This is a genomic window from Vibrio sp. nBUS_14, from assembly GCF_051201655.1.
Classification (GTDB): Bacteria; Pseudomonadota; Gammaproteobacteria; order Enterobacterales; family Vibrionaceae; genus Vibrio.
In genome coordinates this window covers 2,300,837-2,316,628 of the sequence record NZ_CP179206.1, presented here as the reverse complement: position 1 = coordinate 2,316,628, position 15,792 = coordinate 2,300,837, and the positions used below count along the sequence as shown (strand labels likewise).

At 44.4% G+C, this 15,792-nt stretch carries 10 protein-coding genes and 4 tRNA genes; 8 read left to right on the top strand and 6 right to left on the bottom strand.

What is annotated here, in order from left to right:
* Positions 1-200: 200 nt before the first annotated feature.
* From ACMAZD_RS10820 to nspC, 7 genes are all read left to right on the top strand, one after another.
* Positions 201-274 (top strand) — tRNA-Cys (locus ACMAZD_RS10820).
* A 32-nt stretch (positions 275-306) separates the two neighbouring features.
* A tRNA-Gly gene (locus ACMAZD_RS10815) sits at positions 307-382 on the top strand.
* Between the two features lie 80 nt (positions 383-462).
* A tRNA-Leu gene (locus ACMAZD_RS10810) sits at positions 463-549 on the top strand.
* Between the two features lie 36 nt (positions 550-585).
* Positions 586-661, top strand: a tRNA-Gly gene (locus ACMAZD_RS10805).
* A gap of 1,070 nt (positions 662-1,731) precedes the next feature.
* Positions 1,732-4,683, top strand: coding sequence for a pyridoxal phosphate-dependent class III aminotransferase (locus ACMAZD_RS10800; RefSeq protein ID WP_435247228.1), 2,952 nt, complete (start codon positions 1,732-1,734; stop codon positions 4,681-4,683).
* An 8-nt stretch (positions 4,684-4,691) separates the two neighbouring features.
* On the top strand, positions 4,692-5,942 hold the full coding sequence (locus tag ACMAZD_RS10795) for a carboxynorspermidine synthase (protein WP_435247227.1): 1,251 nt from the start codon (positions 4,692-4,694) through the stop codon (positions 5,940-5,942).
* A 210-nt stretch (positions 5,943-6,152) separates the two neighbouring features.
* Complete coding sequence (nspC, locus tag ACMAZD_RS10790) at positions 6,153-7,286, top strand: carboxynorspermidine decarboxylase (RefSeq protein WP_435247226.1); 1,134 nt, start codon at positions 6,153-6,155, stop codon at positions 7,284-7,286.
* A 112-nt stretch (positions 7,287-7,398) separates the two neighbouring features.
* On the opposite strand, the gene ACMAZD_RS10785 is transcribed toward nspC, so the two are convergent.
* A complete protein-coding gene (locus tag ACMAZD_RS10785) occupies positions 7,399-7,911 on the bottom strand; it encodes a glycine cleavage system protein R (protein WP_435247225.1) in 513 nt (170 codons plus the stop codon).
* A gap of 252 nt (positions 7,912-8,163) precedes the next feature.
* Positions 8,164-9,072, bottom strand: coding sequence for a DUF3943 domain-containing protein (locus ACMAZD_RS10780; protein WP_435247224.1), 909 nt, complete (start codon positions 9,070-9,072; stop codon positions 8,164-8,166).
* A gap of 210 nt (positions 9,073-9,282) precedes the next feature.
* On the opposite strand from ACMAZD_RS10780, the gene ACMAZD_RS10775 reads away from it, so the two are divergent.
* Positions 9,283-10,521 (top strand): CinA family nicotinamide mononucleotide deamidase-related protein, encoded by a 1,239-nt coding sequence (locus ACMAZD_RS10775; RefSeq protein WP_435247223.1) that lies wholly within the window; start codon positions 9,283-9,285, stop codon positions 10,519-10,521.
* Between the two features lie 161 nt (positions 10,522-10,682).
* Here the strand turns inward: ACMAZD_RS10775 and yfaE are convergent, their stop codons facing one another.
* The 4 genes from yfaE to ubiG form a co-directional block, all read right to left on the bottom strand.
* A complete protein-coding gene (yfaE, locus tag ACMAZD_RS10770; RefSeq protein ID WP_435247222.1) occupies positions 10,683-10,961 on the bottom strand; it encodes a class I ribonucleotide reductase maintenance protein YfaE in 279 nt (92 codons plus the stop codon).
* Positions 10,961-12,094 carry a class Ia ribonucleoside-diphosphate reductase subunit beta gene (gene nrdB / locus ACMAZD_RS10765; protein WP_435247221.1) on the bottom strand — a complete coding sequence of 378 codons (1,134 nt, stop codon included), beginning with the start codon at positions 12,092-12,094 and terminating at the stop codon, positions 10,961-10,963. The genes yfaE and nrdB overlap by 1 nt, the downstream gene beginning before the upstream one ends.
* Positions 12,095-12,195: 101 nt before the next feature.
* Positions 12,196-14,478: a class 1a ribonucleoside-diphosphate reductase subunit alpha gene (gene nrdA, locus ACMAZD_RS10760; protein ID WP_435247220.1), complete on the bottom strand. Its 2,283-nt coding sequence runs from the start codon at positions 14,476-14,478 to the stop codon at positions 12,196-12,198.
* 514 nt (positions 14,479-14,992) lie between these two features.
* Positions 14,993-15,739 (bottom strand): bifunctional 2-polyprenyl-6-hydroxyphenol methylase/3-demethylubiquinol 3-O-methyltransferase UbiG, encoded by a 747-nt coding sequence (ubiG, locus tag ACMAZD_RS10755; protein ID WP_435247219.1) that lies wholly within the window; start codon positions 15,737-15,739, stop codon positions 14,993-14,995.
* Positions 15,740-15,792 lie beyond the last annotated feature (53 nt).

The following is a 15,792-nucleotide window of genomic DNA, read 5'->3' as shown; positions in this document are numbered from 1 at the left end:
TCTAATGTGATATAGATCTCCTTTGAATAGCCTGTTCACAAAGTGCTTTGCACACAAAGTCAGCTATTTAGCCCGTTTCGTATGAAATCTATTCAAACGAATTAAAAATACAAAAATAATATTGACTCAAACGCTCGAATCCGTAAAATGCATCCCGTACCCAAGAGGATAGCAATAAGTGATCTGATTGGAGTTACTAAGGCGCCTTGGCAGAGTGGCTATGCAGCGGATTGCAAATCCGTGGACCTCGGTTCGACTCCGGGAGGCGCCTCCATTATATCTTTCGTTTAGAAGAGTAATGAAAATGCGATACTAGCTCAGTTGGTAGAGCGCAACCTTGCCAAGGTTGAGGTCATCGGTTCGAACCCGATGTATCGCTCCAAATTTTGTAATGTTGATTGGCGTCAGCATTAAGATGGTGTTTTACTTTTCAGTAATCGGCATCGCAATAAAGAATTGCGTGCCCTGGTGGTGGAATTGGTAGACACAAGGGATTTAAAATCCCTCGGCGTTCGCGCTGTGCCGGTTCAAGTCCGGCCCGGGGCACCATCTATTAAAGTCTACGCATTAACGGATGTAGCAAATGCGATACTAGCTCAGTTGGTAGAGCGCAACCTTGCCAAGGTTGAGGTCATCGGTTCGAACCCGATGTATCGCTCCAAATTAAAAAGCCCGAACAGAAATGTCCGGGCTTTTTGGTTTCTGCTATTCTGCTTTTTACGAGTTATTCCTCTTTCTGTTTGAACGCACACCCAAACTTTCTTTCTATCTCAAAATGTCGCTATCAAGTTCGTTGATATTACTTAGCTTTTTAAAGCGAGATTGCCTATAAACTCGTCTCTCGCGCTAGGGAATGACGTTTGTGCTCAGTGGCCTGTCATCTTATTAAGTTGTTCGCTTTTAAGGGGCGTTAACTATGAGGCTCCCTATGAACTCGTTCCTCGTACTAAGAAGTGACGAAAGGATGCTAAGGTCTCAAAGCCTCACTAACAACGCTTGTATACCCACGTCGTCATCCTCGTGGGCGAGGAGGGATGAACGAGCCGGGGACCTACTTACCGTCTGCTGATTAAATAGTGTTTAACCTATTACATCAGACAACTTCTTGAATAAAGCAATACAACGACATGATGTAGGGATCCTTATGAGCCAGCTCCTTACCTAAAGATTAAGTTGACGATATTTTCAGTAATATGTCAGTCACCGCTGCTATTTATCCAGCGATTATTAAAAACTATTGATCGTTCATTTCACTTTATGTTATTTTCCCGCGCAATCTCGGAATGACGATGCTTAAAAAGAGCCGTGATTGCTTCTGGGGGATACGCGTAGTGACCATTCTTGCTGATTGGGACATTACGTAGGGTAGGTATCAGCTAGCCTTTAGCTGATAGACGGGATACTTATGGCGCAATTCGCCATGCTAATGGGAAACCCAACATTGAACAGACTAACTACAACATTGCTAATCAGCTCTGCATTTCCAAAGGGCCCAGCTCCTCACAGCTGCCCGATCCTGCAAAAATGTCCAATTCTTCAAAACAGTAGCATTACTGAACCTTGAGCTCGCGCTAACAATTTCTCACTGTCTTAAGGCAGCTTAATTTCGTATTCGTCGTTTGACTTATGCGGGCGTACAGCTATATCTCATTTCTAGACAATATGCGTATTTCATTAAGAACTCTTGTTAATCAAGAGGGCTGGGCGTATTTGCGTTTGATAGAGGTGAGTATGAACATATTCAAGGGAATTTTTATGACTACCGCCTTTGAAGTCGATATCAACACTATCGCAAATTCATTTTCAACTATGGTTCCTATCGTTGAGGGTACCTATGACCTAACACCTGATGCTATTTTGCTTGAGCAAGAGCAGCACGAATCGGATGTTCGTTCATACCCAAGACGCCTACCAATTGCTATCAAGCGAGCATGTGGTGCCTTGGTTGAAGATACTCGTGGACAACTATTTTTAGATTGCTTAGCCGGTGCGGGTACACTTTCTTTGGGTTACAACCACCCTGAAATTAACCAAGCACTTAAAGACCAACTCGATTCAGGTTTGCCATACCAGACTCTTGATATAACGACTCAAGCAAAAGAGACGTTTATCAAGCGAGTTAAAGCGTTTCTCCCTACAGACTTTTCAACGAACTCGGTTCTTCAATTCTGTGGCCCGTCTGGCGCTGATGCTGTGGAAGCAGCGATCAAACTTGCTAAACAAACCACAGGTCGAAACATCATGTTTGCTTTCCGTGGTGCTTACCATGGTATGACCAACGGCACCATGGGCATGATGGGTAACCTTGGCACTAAAGAACGTCGCAGCGGCTTAATGTCTGACGTACATTTCATGCCTTTCCCTTATAACCTTCGCTGCCCGTTTGGCATTGGTGGTGAAGCCGGTGCCAACGCAAGCATTCGTTACATCGAACGTATGTTGAATGACGACGAATCTGGCATCATGAAACCGGCTGCGATGATCGTTGAGCCTGTGCAAGGTGAGGGCGGTGTAATTCCGGCGCCTGCTTCTTGGTTGCAAGGTTTACGTCGCATTTGTGATGAACACGGCATCCTACTGATCTTTGATGAAATCCAATGTGGTGTCGGCAAAACAGGTCATCGATTTGCTTTTGAAGAGTCAGGCGTTAACCCTGATATCTTATGTTTGTCTAAAGCGATTGGCGGTGGACTACCAATGTCACTGCTTGTATTCGATAAGAGTATCGATACATGGAAAGCGGGTGAGCACACGGGTACTTTCCGTGGTAACCAGTTGGCAATGGTGTCTGGCGCTAAAGCGTTGGAAATCATCGAGCGAGATGGCTTAGTTGAGCACGCAAACATTGCTGGCCAATATTTACGTCATGGACTAGAGAAGATTCAATCTCGTGTGAGTTGTATTGCTGAAGTTCGTGGTAAAGGGCTTATGCTTGGCGCTGAGATCAAGAAAGCCAATGGTGAACTCAATAAATTTGGCGAGCCGCAGTCAGACGGCGAACTAACTCTAGCGGTTCAACGAGCGGCGTTAGAGCGCGGCTTGATGGTCGAAAAGGGCGGTCGTGATGGCTCAGTGATTCGATTCTTGCCACCAATGATTATCTCTTTAGAACAGATAGACTTTGCACTGTGCGTGATGGAAGAAGCCATCATCGCAGCGGGTGGTGGTTTACAACAAGACCAAACACAAAGCAAAGAATCAAATCAGGAATGGAACAAGCATTTCATCCAGACAGGTTTAGGCGGTAGCGACGAGTTTGCTAACGTGATGAACCAAACCACTCAGGCGATGAAAGCCGTTTTCGAGCAGGTTGAAACGCCATACTCAGGCCTAGAGCCAAAAGTGCTAGAGGCTGCAATCAAGGCTGTCGATCTAGACAACAACCAACACGCTTTGGTTGACGTCGTAGATAGCACTGCTGACCTTGTCGCTGCAAACTCTATCTTCGTGCAACACCCAGACTGTATTGCACACCTTCATACTCCTCCTCTTATGGCATCGGTAGCTGCGGAATCGATTATTGCGGCGTTGAATCAATCAATGGATTCATGGGACCAAGCATCTGCAGCGACTTATGTTGAACAGCGAGTGGTTGATTGGATGTGTGAGAAATACCAACTTGGTGAACAAGCTGACGGTGTTTTCACAAGCGGTGGCACACAAAGTAACCTAATGGGCTTATTGCTTGCGAGAGACTGGGTTGCAGATCAGCACAATGGCCACTCAATCCAAAAGTTTGGCTTACCAGAATACGCAAGTAAGCTTCGTATCTTATGTTCAAATAAATCTCACTTCACGGTTCAAAAGTCCGCTTCTCTACTAGGGCTAGGCGAAGCGGCAGTTTGTTGTGTTAATACCAATGCAAATGGCACCATAAAGCCAGATTTGCTAGACGCAGAAGTGACAGCACTTAAAGCTCAAGGGTTGATTCCTTTTGCTGTGGTTGGTACTGCGGGTACTACCGATCACGGTGCTATTGATGATCTTGAAGCGATTGCTGACATCGCCAACCAACAAGGCCTTTGGTTCCATGTTGACAGTGCTTACGGTGGCGCACTTATCTTAAGTAGCCATAAAGCTCGTCTGAAAGGCATCGAAAAAGCGGACTCAGTGAGTGTCGACTTCCACAAGTTGTTCTTCCAAACCATCAGTTGTGGTGCTGTGCTGCTAAAAGACAAAGCGAACTTTAAGTACCTACTGCATCACGCAGACTACTTGAATCGCGAGCACGATGAGCTGCCAAATCTAGTCGATAAGTCTATCGCTACCACCAAGCGTTTCGATGCACTGAAAGTCTTCATGACGATGCAAAGTGTTGGAGCAAAGCAACTGGGTGATATGTACGACCATCTTCTAGAGCAGACGCTTGAGGTCGCCGATCTGATTCAGAAGCATGACGATTTTGAGTTACTTGCTGAGCCGTCTCTTTCGACTGTGCTGTTCCGTTCGGTGCCTAGCAATGGGCAATCAGCAACCTGCGCTATTGATTTAGACAAACTGAATCAAACGTTAAGACTGGAGGCGCTGACTCGTGGCGTTGCAGTACTTGGCGAAACGGTCGTTGATGGTAAAAGCGCGTTGAAATTTACTATCTTGAATCCGTGCTTAACGACATCAGACTTCAAATCTTTAATTAACAAAATTCAAACTTTAGCTATTGAGCTAGCAGAACAACAAGGGTAATTAAAACTATGGCTATTCTACAAATTGGTGCAGGCGGCGTTGGTTGGGTTGTTGCACATAAAGCAGCACAAAATAACGAAGTACTGGGTGATATCACAATCGCTTCGCGCACAATCGCGAAATGTGAAAAAATCATCGAATCTATCAGAGGTAAAAATAACCTTAAAGATTCAACTAAGAAACTAGAAGCACGTTCAGTAGATGCTGACGATGTTGATGCGCTTGTTGCTTTGATTAAAGAAGTTAAGCCTGATCTAGTGATCAACGCTGGTCCACCTTGGGTAAACATGGCGATCATGGAAGCGTGTTACCAATCGAAAGTATCTTACCTAGATACATCGGTAGCCGTTGACCTATGTTCTGAAGGCCAACAAGTACCACAAGCTTACGATTGGCAGTGGGGCTACCGTGAGAAGTTCGCTGAAGCGGGCATCACAGGTATTCTTGGTGCTGGTTTTGATCCAGGTGTGGTATCAATCTTTGCAGCGTACGCGGTTAAGCACTTGTTCGATGAGATTGACTCAATTGATGTAATGGACGTGAATGCTGGCGACCATGGTAAGAAGTTTGCGACAAACTTTGACCCAGAAACTAACATGCTTGAGATCCAAGGTGACTCTTTCTACTGGGAAAATGAAGAGTGGAAACAAGTCCCTTGTCACTCTCGTATGCTTGAGTTTGAATTCCCGAACTGTGGATCTCATAAAGTGTACTCAATGGCACACGATGAAGTTCGTTCAATGAAGGAATTCATCCCAGCTAAGCGTATCGAATTCTGGATGGGCTTTGGTGATGCATACCTGAACTACTTCAACTGCATGCGTGATATCGGCCTTCTAAGTCCAGATCTGCTAACACTGCACGATGGCACTGTGGTTCAGCCTCTTCATGTTCTTAAAGCACTACTGCCAGATCCAACCTCTCTAGCTCCGGGTTACACAGGTTTAACGTGTATCGGTACTTGGGTTCAAGGTAAGAAAGACGGTAAAGAGCGCAGCGTATTCATCTACAATAACGCAAACCACGAAGTGGCTTACGAAGACGTAGAGCATCAAGCGATCTCTTACACAACCGGTGTACCAGCGATTACGGCTTCACTTCAGTTCTTCCGTGGCGAGTGGGCTGATAAAGGCGTATTCAACATGGAACAGCTAAACCCAGACCCGTTCCTAGCAACGATGCCTGAGATCGGTCTCGATTGGCATGTTCAAGAGCTAGAGCCGACAGCCGGTTTACCTCTGATCCATACTTTGAAGTAATTTCTGGTTCTTTGCTCTTGTCGCGTTGCCCATCGTGCTCATTTACATTCGTAAACTCCGCGCGATGTCCTAGCTACAAAGGCAAAGTTCTGCGAATTGCATCCAAAGTCATATGATTGACAAGAACGTATAATTTCAGCCGACGCATTAGTGTCGGCTTTGTTCGATTATCATGTGCCTTCGTGAACTCGAGGGCCGCAAGGTATTAACATGCAAAACAACGAACTAAAAACGCCTTATTTCATGATCAATGAAGACAAGTTGATTGCGAATTTAGAGGTAGCTAAGCAGCTGAAAGAGATTTCAGGTGTGAAGTTGGTATTAGCACTGAAGTGTTTCTCGACATGGGGTGTGTTTGACATCATCAAACCTTACCTCGATGGCACGACAAGCTCTGGTCCATACGAAGTGAAACTTGGCCACGAAACCTTTGGTGGTGAAACGCACGCTTACAGTGTGGGTTACAGCGAAGATGACGTGAGAGAAGTAGCGGATATCTGCGACAAGATGATCTTCAATTCACAAAGCCAGTTCACGGCGTACCGTCATATTGTTGAAGGTAAGGCTTCGCTGGGTTTACGTTTAAATCCGGGTGTGAGCTACGCAGGACAAGACTTGGCTAATCCAGCACGTCAATATTCTCGTTTGGGTGTGCAAGCTGACCACATCAAGCCTGAGATCTTCGATGAGATCAATGGTGTGATGTTCCACATGAACTGCGAGAATAAAGACGTCGATGCATTTACCGGCCTGCTTGATTCAATCTCAGAACAGTTTGGTGAGCACTTAGATAAGTTGGACTGGGTGAGCATGGGCGGGGGTGTGTTCTTCACATGGCCGGGTTATGACATCGAGAAACTGGGTCTTGCGCTGAAAGCCTTCTCTGAAAAGCACGGCGTGCAGATGTACCTTGAGCCGGGTGAAGCCATCATTACTAAAACAACTGATTTAGTTGTGACAGTGGTTGATATTGTTGAGAACGTGAAGAAAACGGCGATTGTGGATTCAGCAACTGAAGCACACCGTCTTGATACGCTTATCTACAATGAACCAGCGTCGGTATTGGAAGCTTCTGAAAACGGTAACCATGACTATGTGATTGGTTCGTGTTCATGCCTTGCGGGCGATCAGTTCTGCGAAGCAAGCTTTGATGAACCGTTGAAGATTGGTCAAAAGCTTCACCTGTTGGACAGTGCAGGTTACACCATGGTGAAACTGAACTGGTTCAATGGTTTGAAGATGCCATCGATCTATTGCGAGCGCAGCAATAGCGAAATTCAAAAGCTGAATGAGTTTGGCTATGAAGACTTCAAGCGTTCTCTGTCGCAGTGGTCAGTCAAGTAACTGAGTCATAGTTTCAGAATAATAAAAAGAGCAGCCGATGAGCTGCTCTTTTTTGTTTTTAGATAACTGTTCAGCAGAGAAAACAGTAAAGATAGAAGTTAAGTGCTATCTGTTAGTTCTCAATCATCACTCGAGTATCTTCGCTTAGTGTTTCCAATTCGTTGACGACATCATCAATCAAAACTTCGATTGGTATCTTAACGGCAATCTTGGAAGTAAATAAACTAGAGCTAACACCACCGCCTCCGGCGATAAACACGCGGTGACAATCCATATCTAGAATGCTGATGCCTTGTCTGTCTAACACGTGTGTTACTTCATTCACGATACCAGCTCGGTCGTTAGAGTCGAGTCGTAGGTGATGTATTGTGTCTTGTGCGTTGTGAGTATGGTCTGAATCAACAAACTGTACGATCAAGTCAGCATTGGCGCTGAAAGCTTCTTTGACAATTGATTCGTTGATGGCTGGAAGTTGAACCTTGAGTACGCCTGCGACTTGGTCTTCAATAAAGTTCACTTTACTGATGAGCCATTTCCCGTCGTTTTCGTGAGTAACCGCAGCAAGTTGCTTGATTGTTGCAGGTGATGCTTTTCCGATGAAGTTTACGATAAATGTACTGTTCATATCAGCCCCCAAAATCTCTATTAATCGTTACTAATTAAATGTTTGATATCACGCGATAAAATTCTTTAATTTCAGTGTAGAAGTTTACATCGAACAATGTTTGACCTACGTCAATTTTTGAAACTAAGCTTCGATGCAAAAAAGAGAATGAAGAGTAGGGCACAAAAAAAACGGCTAGAGAGCCGTTTTTTAGAAGAGTTGTCGTTATTATTTGTGGGCAGTAACTTAGAGAACAGTAATAAGAAAGCCGATTTAGAACGTTACTTTGAAGTTCATACCAACAAACTGAGAATCGTATGGTGCGCCAGCATCGTAAGCAAAACGTGCAGCGTCTTTGTTATCCCACCAAGGGTTAGTATTCAGGTTCACTTCTGCGTCACCGCCCCATGCATCACTTACCCAGTAGTGAATATGGCCAACAGGGTTAAGGAAGAATAGCGACACATCACCCATGGTTTGAGAGCCCATCACTTCGCCACCTGAAGCTATGATATCTTGTTCTGCTTCTAGCATCATTTCACCGACAACCGCACCGAAGAAAGGTGTGATGAAGATATCTTGCCATGAAGGTACTTCAGCAAATGCTTCTACGCCGTATTCCCAGAAGAACGTCGACATAGTCCAAGAGTATAAGAATGACTCAAACTCGTCGTAACCTGCGTGTCGAGCTGCGGTGTAGTAAACACCACCAAAATATGGGTGCATTACGTAGTTTAGGAAGTGTTCGTCACGGTCCCATACTGGGCCCTCAGAAACGTTATCTTTCCACTTTTTACCTAATGAGCTGATATCACGTTGGTCATCATCCCACTTAGTAATACTCTCAGGGAGTAGAGTCATTAGACCCACCGTCGCGACACTTAAGCCAAGAATGGTGTAGGTTTGACCCATTAGGTAATCCCAATCTTTCTCCTGACTCACCAACATGTGTTTTGGTTGTTGGATTGAGAAGTCGTACTCATCACTCGATTCGCTCAGTGTGTAATTGGTACTAGGCTTATAGGTGTACAAGTTGTCATTAAAACAGTAATCTTGTGCACATTCATCCGAGTAAGAAAGGCTGATTGGCTGGTCGAAGTCGTATTGGCTTGCAACCAAGTTAACTGACATTAGCATTGAAAATGCGGCAGTAACCTTTGCTAGTAGCGGTGATTTGGCCACAAGGGTCTCCATGAGAAAGTTTGGAATTGATCAGGGTCACAATTATCTATTAAATGCCTGATTTAGGGAATTAATAATTTATAGCTTTTCCTAAGAAAACCTTAGGTTTAACATTATTAATATTAGTGAAAAGACGAATTGCTGCAAATTCAACCATAGACCAGTTTGTAAATAGTGCAGTGTCTTTTTATTACAACAAGGGATAGAAATATGACGAAAATCGCAATGTTAAGCACAGGTGAAGAAGTTCTTCATGGAGACATTGTAGATACAAACGCAGCTTGGATGTCTGCTGAGTTTTATCAGCATGGTTTTGCGCTTATTAAGCGTTCAACCGTGGGTGATCAAATGAATTCTCTTGTTGAAGAACTGCTGATGCTGAGCTTTAACTATGATGTGGTTATTGTTAATGGTGGTTTAGGCCCGACAACGGATGACATGAGTGCGGCGGCCGCAGCAGCAGCGTCAGAGCAGAAATTAGTCATATTCTCTGAATGGCTAGATCGCCTGGAAGAGATGTTTTCTGGACGTGGTATGCCGATGCCCGACAGCAACCTTAAACAAGCCTTGTTGCCAGCAAGCTCCGAGATTGTTGATAACCCTGTTGGCACTGCATGTGGCTTCAAGCTGAAGATCAACGATGCGACGTTCTATTTTACGCCGGGTGTTCCGAGTGAATTCAAGCGTATGGTGACCTTTGAAATCCTGCCTGATCTGTCGCGTGCTTATCCTCAAGTGGTTGCCTCTGAATGCAGTCGGTTATTTACCTTTGGCTTATCTGAGTCGGGTATCTCTGATGTGTTGGATCAATTGAAACTGCCTGAAGGCTATGAGTTGGGTTATCGCTCTTACTTGCCGTTCATTGAGATTAAATTGTTTGGGCCTAAGTCAAGCTTAGAAACGCGCGTTAAGCTGCTACAAATGGTGTACAAGCTGTTAGAGAGTAATGTAGTGAGCGTTGATGAGCCGATGATTGACCATATTGGACACATCATGGCTGAGAAAAAGAAGACGTTATCTGTGTCTGAAGTGTCGACCAAAGGCGCATTGTCGGCTTGGCTACAATCGAATGAACAGGTTGAAGATTGTTTTGGGCACTCTTGGGTCATGGCGGAACCAAAAGATAATGAACTCGAAAAGAGTGACCCATTAGCCGCTACGTTTGCATTGGCGGGCGCAACAAGAGAAAAGTGTGGCACTGAATTAGCTTTGGTGACGGGCAAGTTAGAAGGTAATACATTCAGCATTGCACTGTCGAGCGAAGCGGGTGAGTGGGGCCAAGTGCTTGAGTTCTATCGCCAGTACAATCGTGAAGACGCACGAACTATAATCAAAACCGTTGCGGCAGATATGCTGAGAAGACACCTAGACAATAAACCTATGTTTGGCGACTACTCTTCATTAAAACGCATGAAGGATATGTTCATCCCTTCAGCTAACATCACGTAAGACGCTCTTGTTGTTAACCAAACTCTATTTGACCAAGGTTAATACAGAACAAGTAAAAAAGGGGCTGCACTCTTAGAGGAGGCGGCCCCTTTTCAGTCTGTACTTCGTTAAGCTTTCGAATTGCCCGTAGAATTCACGCGATTCGAAACAAGTCGAGTGGGTTAGGCGCGCTTGTTCTTACTTCTATGAATCACGTTACTCAGCGACAAGTCGGTTTTTGCTTTGCAGATGCATGGCAAAATTTCATCGCCTTGTGTGTAAGCCATAGCAAAACCAACGTACTCAACTTCACCAGAATCCAACGTGCAACGACAAGCGCCACAGTGCCCATCTCGGCAGTTGTATTCTGGTTCTAAGCCCGCTTGTTCCATTGTTTCCAATAGAGTGTTCGACGGGTTAGATTCAATCGAAGTCAGCTTGTTGATTTTGATTGTTGGCATTACAGCTCAAATCCTTCAAAGTCGTCAGCTTTTACTTCGTTGTCGATTTGACCAACTAGGTAAGAACTGATTTCAGCTTCTTGTGGAGCAACTTGTACGTTATCTGAAGATAACCATGCGTTGATCCATGGGATTGGGTTCGATGTTGCTTCTGGATAAGCAGTACCTAGACCAACCGCTTGCATACGTATGTTGGTAATGTATTCAACGTATTGGCAAAGAATGTCTTTGTTCAGACCAATCATAGAGCCATCTTTGAATAGGTATTCTGCCCACTCTTTTTCTTGCTCTGCCGCTTCTTTGAATAGGTCGAAACACTCTTGCTTACACTCTTCAGCGATCTGCATGAATTCGAAGTCATCTTGGCCATTACGCAGCAAGTTGATCATGTGCTGTGTACCAGTAAGGTGAAGTGCTTCGTCACGAGCGATTAGCTTGATGATCTTCGCGTTTCCTTCCATGAGCTCACGTTCAGCAAATGCGAATGAACATGCAAAACTCACGTAGAAACGAATCGCTTCCAGTGCGTTTACAGACATTAGACATACGTAAAGCTTCTTCTTCAGGTCGTGAAGTGAAATCTTAACGTCTTCGCCGTTGATGTTGTGGTTGCCTTCACCGTAGCGGTGGTAGTCAGCCGTCAGCTTGATCAAATCGTCGTAGTAAAACGCGATGTCTTTCGCACGCTTTAGGATCTCTTCGTTTTCAACGATGTCGTCAAATACTACGCCTGGATCATTCACGATGTTACGGATGATGTGCGTGTATGAACGAGAGTGAATCGTTTCAGAGAATGACCATGTTTCAATCCAAGTTTCAACTTCTGGCAGTGATACCAAAGGAAGTAGGGCAACGTTAGGGCTGCGGCCTTGGATAGAATCTAGAAGTGTTTGGTACTTCAGGTTAGAGATGAAGATGTGCTTTTCATGCTCAGGAAGTTTGTTGTAATCGATACTGTCGCTAGACACGTCTACTTCTTCTGGACGCCAGAAGAAAGAAAGCTGCTTTTCGATCAACTTTTCGAAGATTTCGAATTTCTGTTGGTCGTAACGTGCAACGTTTACAGACTGACCCAAGAACATTGGTTCTTTTAGTTGGTCATTTTTTTGTTGAGAAAAAGTACTGTAAGCCATAAATGCCTCAAATCCTTTAAGGACCCGTAATAAAACGAACCCTGTTAATGCTTTAAACCCAGAGAAGATAACTTCTCTGGGGTCTTAATGTTTATTGCGGTTTAGATCTTACAACCGCCGCCTTCACAATCTTCTTCCGGCACTTGAACTGCATCGCCTTGGTCGTCTTTAGCACCATCACGCGTGTTATGGTAGTAAAGCGTCTTAACACCGTACTTGTACGCTGTTAGCAAGTCCTTAAGCAGCTGCTTCATTGGTACCTTGCCGCTGTCGTAAACACTTGGATCATAGTTAGTGTTTGCAGAGATAGCTTGGTCAACGAATTTTTGCATGATACCCACTAAGTGCAGGTAACCATCATTAGTACCAATGTTCCAAAGTAGCTCGTAGTTCTCTTTAAGATTTAGGAAATCAGGAACTACTTGCTTCAGGATACCGTCTTTCGATGCCTTAACTGATACGTAACCACGTGGTGGCTCAATACCGTTAGTCGCGTTCGAGATTTGAGACGAAGTCTCAGAAGGCATAAGCGCTGTCAGCGTTGAGTTACGCAGGCCGTGCTCCATGATCTCTTCACGTAGTGTGTCCCAATCATAATGTAGTGGTTCTTCACATACTAAGTCGATATCTTTTTTGTAAGTATCGATCGGCAGTAGGCCTTTCGCGTAGTTGGTTTCGTGGAAAGATGGGCAACGGCCTTGCTCTTTCGCTAGGTCAACAGACGCTTTTAGTAAGTGGTATTGAATTGCTTCAAAAGTACGGTGAGTCAGGCCATTTGCGCTGCCATCAGAGTACTTAACACCATTTTTAGCTAAGTAGTATGCGTAGTTGATTACACCCACACCTAGAGTACGACGGTTCATTGTCGACTTACGTGCTGCTGGAAGCGGGTAGTCTTGGTAATCAAGTAGTGCATCTAGAGCACGAACAACCAATTCAGAAAGCTCAGCTAGATCGTCAAGCTCGTTGATTGCGCCTAGGTTAAAAGCTGAAAGCGTACATAGTGCAATCTCACCTTCGTCATCTTCTACGTTAGAAAGCGGCTTAGTTGGTAGCGCGATTTCTAGACATAGGTTCGATTGACGAACAGGTGCTACTTCAGAGTCAAACGGGCTGTGGGTATTACAGTGGTCAACGTTCTGAATGTAGATACGCCCAGTAGAAGCACGCTCTTGCATTAGCAAAGAGAAAAGCTCAACGGCTTTAACCGTTTTACGCTTCACTGAAGGATCGTTTTCGTACTTAGCGTAAAGCGCTTCAAAACGCTCTTGGTTTTCGAAGAACGCGTCGTAAAGGCCAGGTACGTCAGAAGGTGAGAACAGGCTGATGTTGCCACCTTGAACAAGACGAGAGTACATAAGCTTGTTCAGCTGTACGCCGTAGTCCATGTGACGAACACGGTTCTCTTCAACGCCACGGTTGTTTTTCAGTACTAATAGAGACTGAACTTCACCGTGCCATAGTGGGTAGAACACTGTTGCTGCGCCGCCACGAACACCACCTTGAGAACAGCATTTTACTGCTGTTTGGAAGTATTTGTAGAAAGGGATACAGCCAGTGTGGAACGCTTCACCATTACGGATTTCAGAACCAAGTGCGCGGATACGACCTGCGTTGATACCAATACCAGCACGTTGAGATACGTAACGAACAATAGAGCTTGCTGTTGCGTTGATAGAATCAAGGCTGTCACCACACTCAATCAGTACACATGAACTGAATTGACGAGTAGGCGTACGTACACCAGACATAATTGGTGTAGGTAGAGAAATCTTAAACGTAGACGAGGCGTCGTAAAAACGTTTGATGTAATCCAGGCGAGTGGATTTCGGGTATTTACCGAATAAACACGCAGCAACTAGGATGTAAAGGAACTGAGCACTCTCGTAGATTTCTTTTGTTACACGGTTCTGCACGAAGTATTTACCTTCAAGCTGCTTAACCGCCGCGTAAGAAAAGTTTAAGTCACGCTTGTGGTCAATGTACGCGTCAAGCTCTTCGAACTCAGCTTTCGTGTAGTCTTCCATTAGGTGGCTATCGTATTTACCCATATCAACCAGTTTTGCAACGTGGTCATAAAGAGCAGGCGGCTCGTATTCACCGTACGCTTTTTTACGTAGGTGGAACACTGACAGACGTGCTGCTAGATATTGGTAATCAGGAGTCTCTTCAGAGATTAAATCCGCTGCTGACTTGATGATTGTCTCATGAATGTCAGTCGTGGTAATGCCATCGTAAAACTGAATGTGAGCTTTCAATTCTACTTGTGATACAGAAACATTGTGCAAGCCTTCAGCTGCCCATGTGATTACTCGATGGATTTTCTCTAAATCGATCGTTTCTTTGCGCCCGTTACGCTTGGTAACAGTAAGTTGTTGGTTCATTCTGCTTAATTTCCCTAACAAAACTGAACAAGGCCGTGTTTTTGTGTATTTCTGTGTAATTTTTGTAAATTACGTTTCGGCTTTGTGATCTTGGTCTACCCATACATTGTAGTTCAAACACAACATATGGGGGTCATTTGTTTGTTGGGTTACAAGATAGTGCTACAACTGATATTTTTCAAGGTAAAGAAATTGGGTTGCTTGTGGATAAGTGGTGGATTAAAAAAAACTGTAAGTGACCACTAACTGATGAGGTTAGATGTGACTTGATTGTATAAAATCCGACTTTTAAGGATGCTTTATTTTTGCACTCCCATAAAAAAAATCCCTTGATCTTTGAGCAAAATGGGCGATGGATTTTAGGTGATTAAATTTAAATCGAGGTGGTCAAAATGGAAGCTGGCGCACGAAATTTAGACTGAAAAAAGTCGCAAACTTATGTTAATTGCAACTCTTTTCATGGGTCTTTTTTATAAAAATTTTACGGTAGGGATACTGGTAGATACGCAAATATTTATTGGGCGAAATTTTGAGTGTGGACGATGTAATTCACATCGACATTCGACCCTAAACGATACGTGTCTGTTAGTGGGTTGTAATGCAGTCCAGTAATGCCTAACTCTTGTAGAGGCGTATTGTCGATCATCTTGATGAGTTCAGCAGGTCGAATGAACTTTTCGTGGTCGTGAGTACCTTCAGGCACAATCTTAAGTAGCTTCTCTGCACCAACAATCGCAAACAGGTAAGACTTAAAGTTTCGGTTCAATGTCGAGAAGAACACATGGCCGCCTGGTTTAACCAACTTTGAACAAGCCGAGATAACCGATTGTGGGTCAGGAACGTGCTCTAGCATTTCCATACACGTTACCACATCGTAAGTTTGTGGGTTTTGCTCTGCATGGTCTTCAATGGTGCTTTGGATGTAATCTAGTTTGGTGCCGGTTTCTAATGCGTGCAGACGAGCGACTTCTAGCGGTTCTTTACCCATATCTAGGCCGGTAACTACCGCACCCTCTAAGGCCATGCTCTCAGCCAAAATACCGCCACCGCAGCCAACATCGAGGACTTTCTTGTTAAATAGGCCTTCGGTTTTCTCTAGCACGTAATTTAAGCGCAGCGGATTGATTTGATGTAGTGGCTTAAACACGCCTTCTAGATCCCACCAGCGCGACGCCATGTCTTCAAATTTTTTGATTTCTGCTGGGTCTACGTTCTGTGATTTAGTCATAATCGGCATTTCCAATTTAAATAATGCATCCATGAAATTGCAGGCATTATAACTTGCCTTTTCCTGCTGACCAGAAGATCTACGAT

Excerpts from the sequence above, each read along its gene's own strand:
- ACMAZD_RS10800 (WP_435247228.1), top strand. The coding sequence starts at position 1,732 with ATGAACATATTCAAGGGAATTTTTATGACTACCGCCTTTGAAGTCGAT.
- ACMAZD_RS10795 (WP_435247227.1), top strand. The coding sequence starts at position 4,692 with ATGGCTATTCTACAAATTGGTGCAGGCGGCGTTGGTTGGGTTGTTGCA.
- nspC (WP_435247226.1), top strand. The coding sequence starts at position 6,153 with ATGCAAAACAACGAACTAAAAACGCCTTATTTCATGATCAATGAAGAC.
- ACMAZD_RS10785 (WP_435247225.1), bottom strand. The coding sequence starts at position 7,911 with ATGAACAGTACATTTATCGTAAACTTCATCGGAAAAGCATCACCTGCA.
- ACMAZD_RS10775 (WP_435247223.1), top strand. The coding sequence starts at position 9,283 with ATGACGAAAATCGCAATGTTAAGCACAGGTGAAGAAGTTCTTCATGGA.
- yfaE (WP_435247222.1), bottom strand. The coding sequence starts at position 10,961 with ATGCCAACAATCAAAATCAACAAGCTGACTTCGATTGAATCTAACCCG.
- nrdB (WP_435247221.1), bottom strand. The coding sequence starts at position 12,094 with ATGGCTTACAGTACTTTTTCTCAACAAAAAAATGACCAACTAAAAGAA.
- nrdA (WP_435247220.1), bottom strand. The coding sequence starts at position 14,478 with ATGAACCAACAACTTACTGTTACCAAGCGTAACGGGCGCAAAGAAACG.
- ubiG (WP_435247219.1), bottom strand. The coding sequence starts at position 15,739 with ATGGATGCATTATTTAAATTGGAAATGCCGATTATGACTAAATCACAG.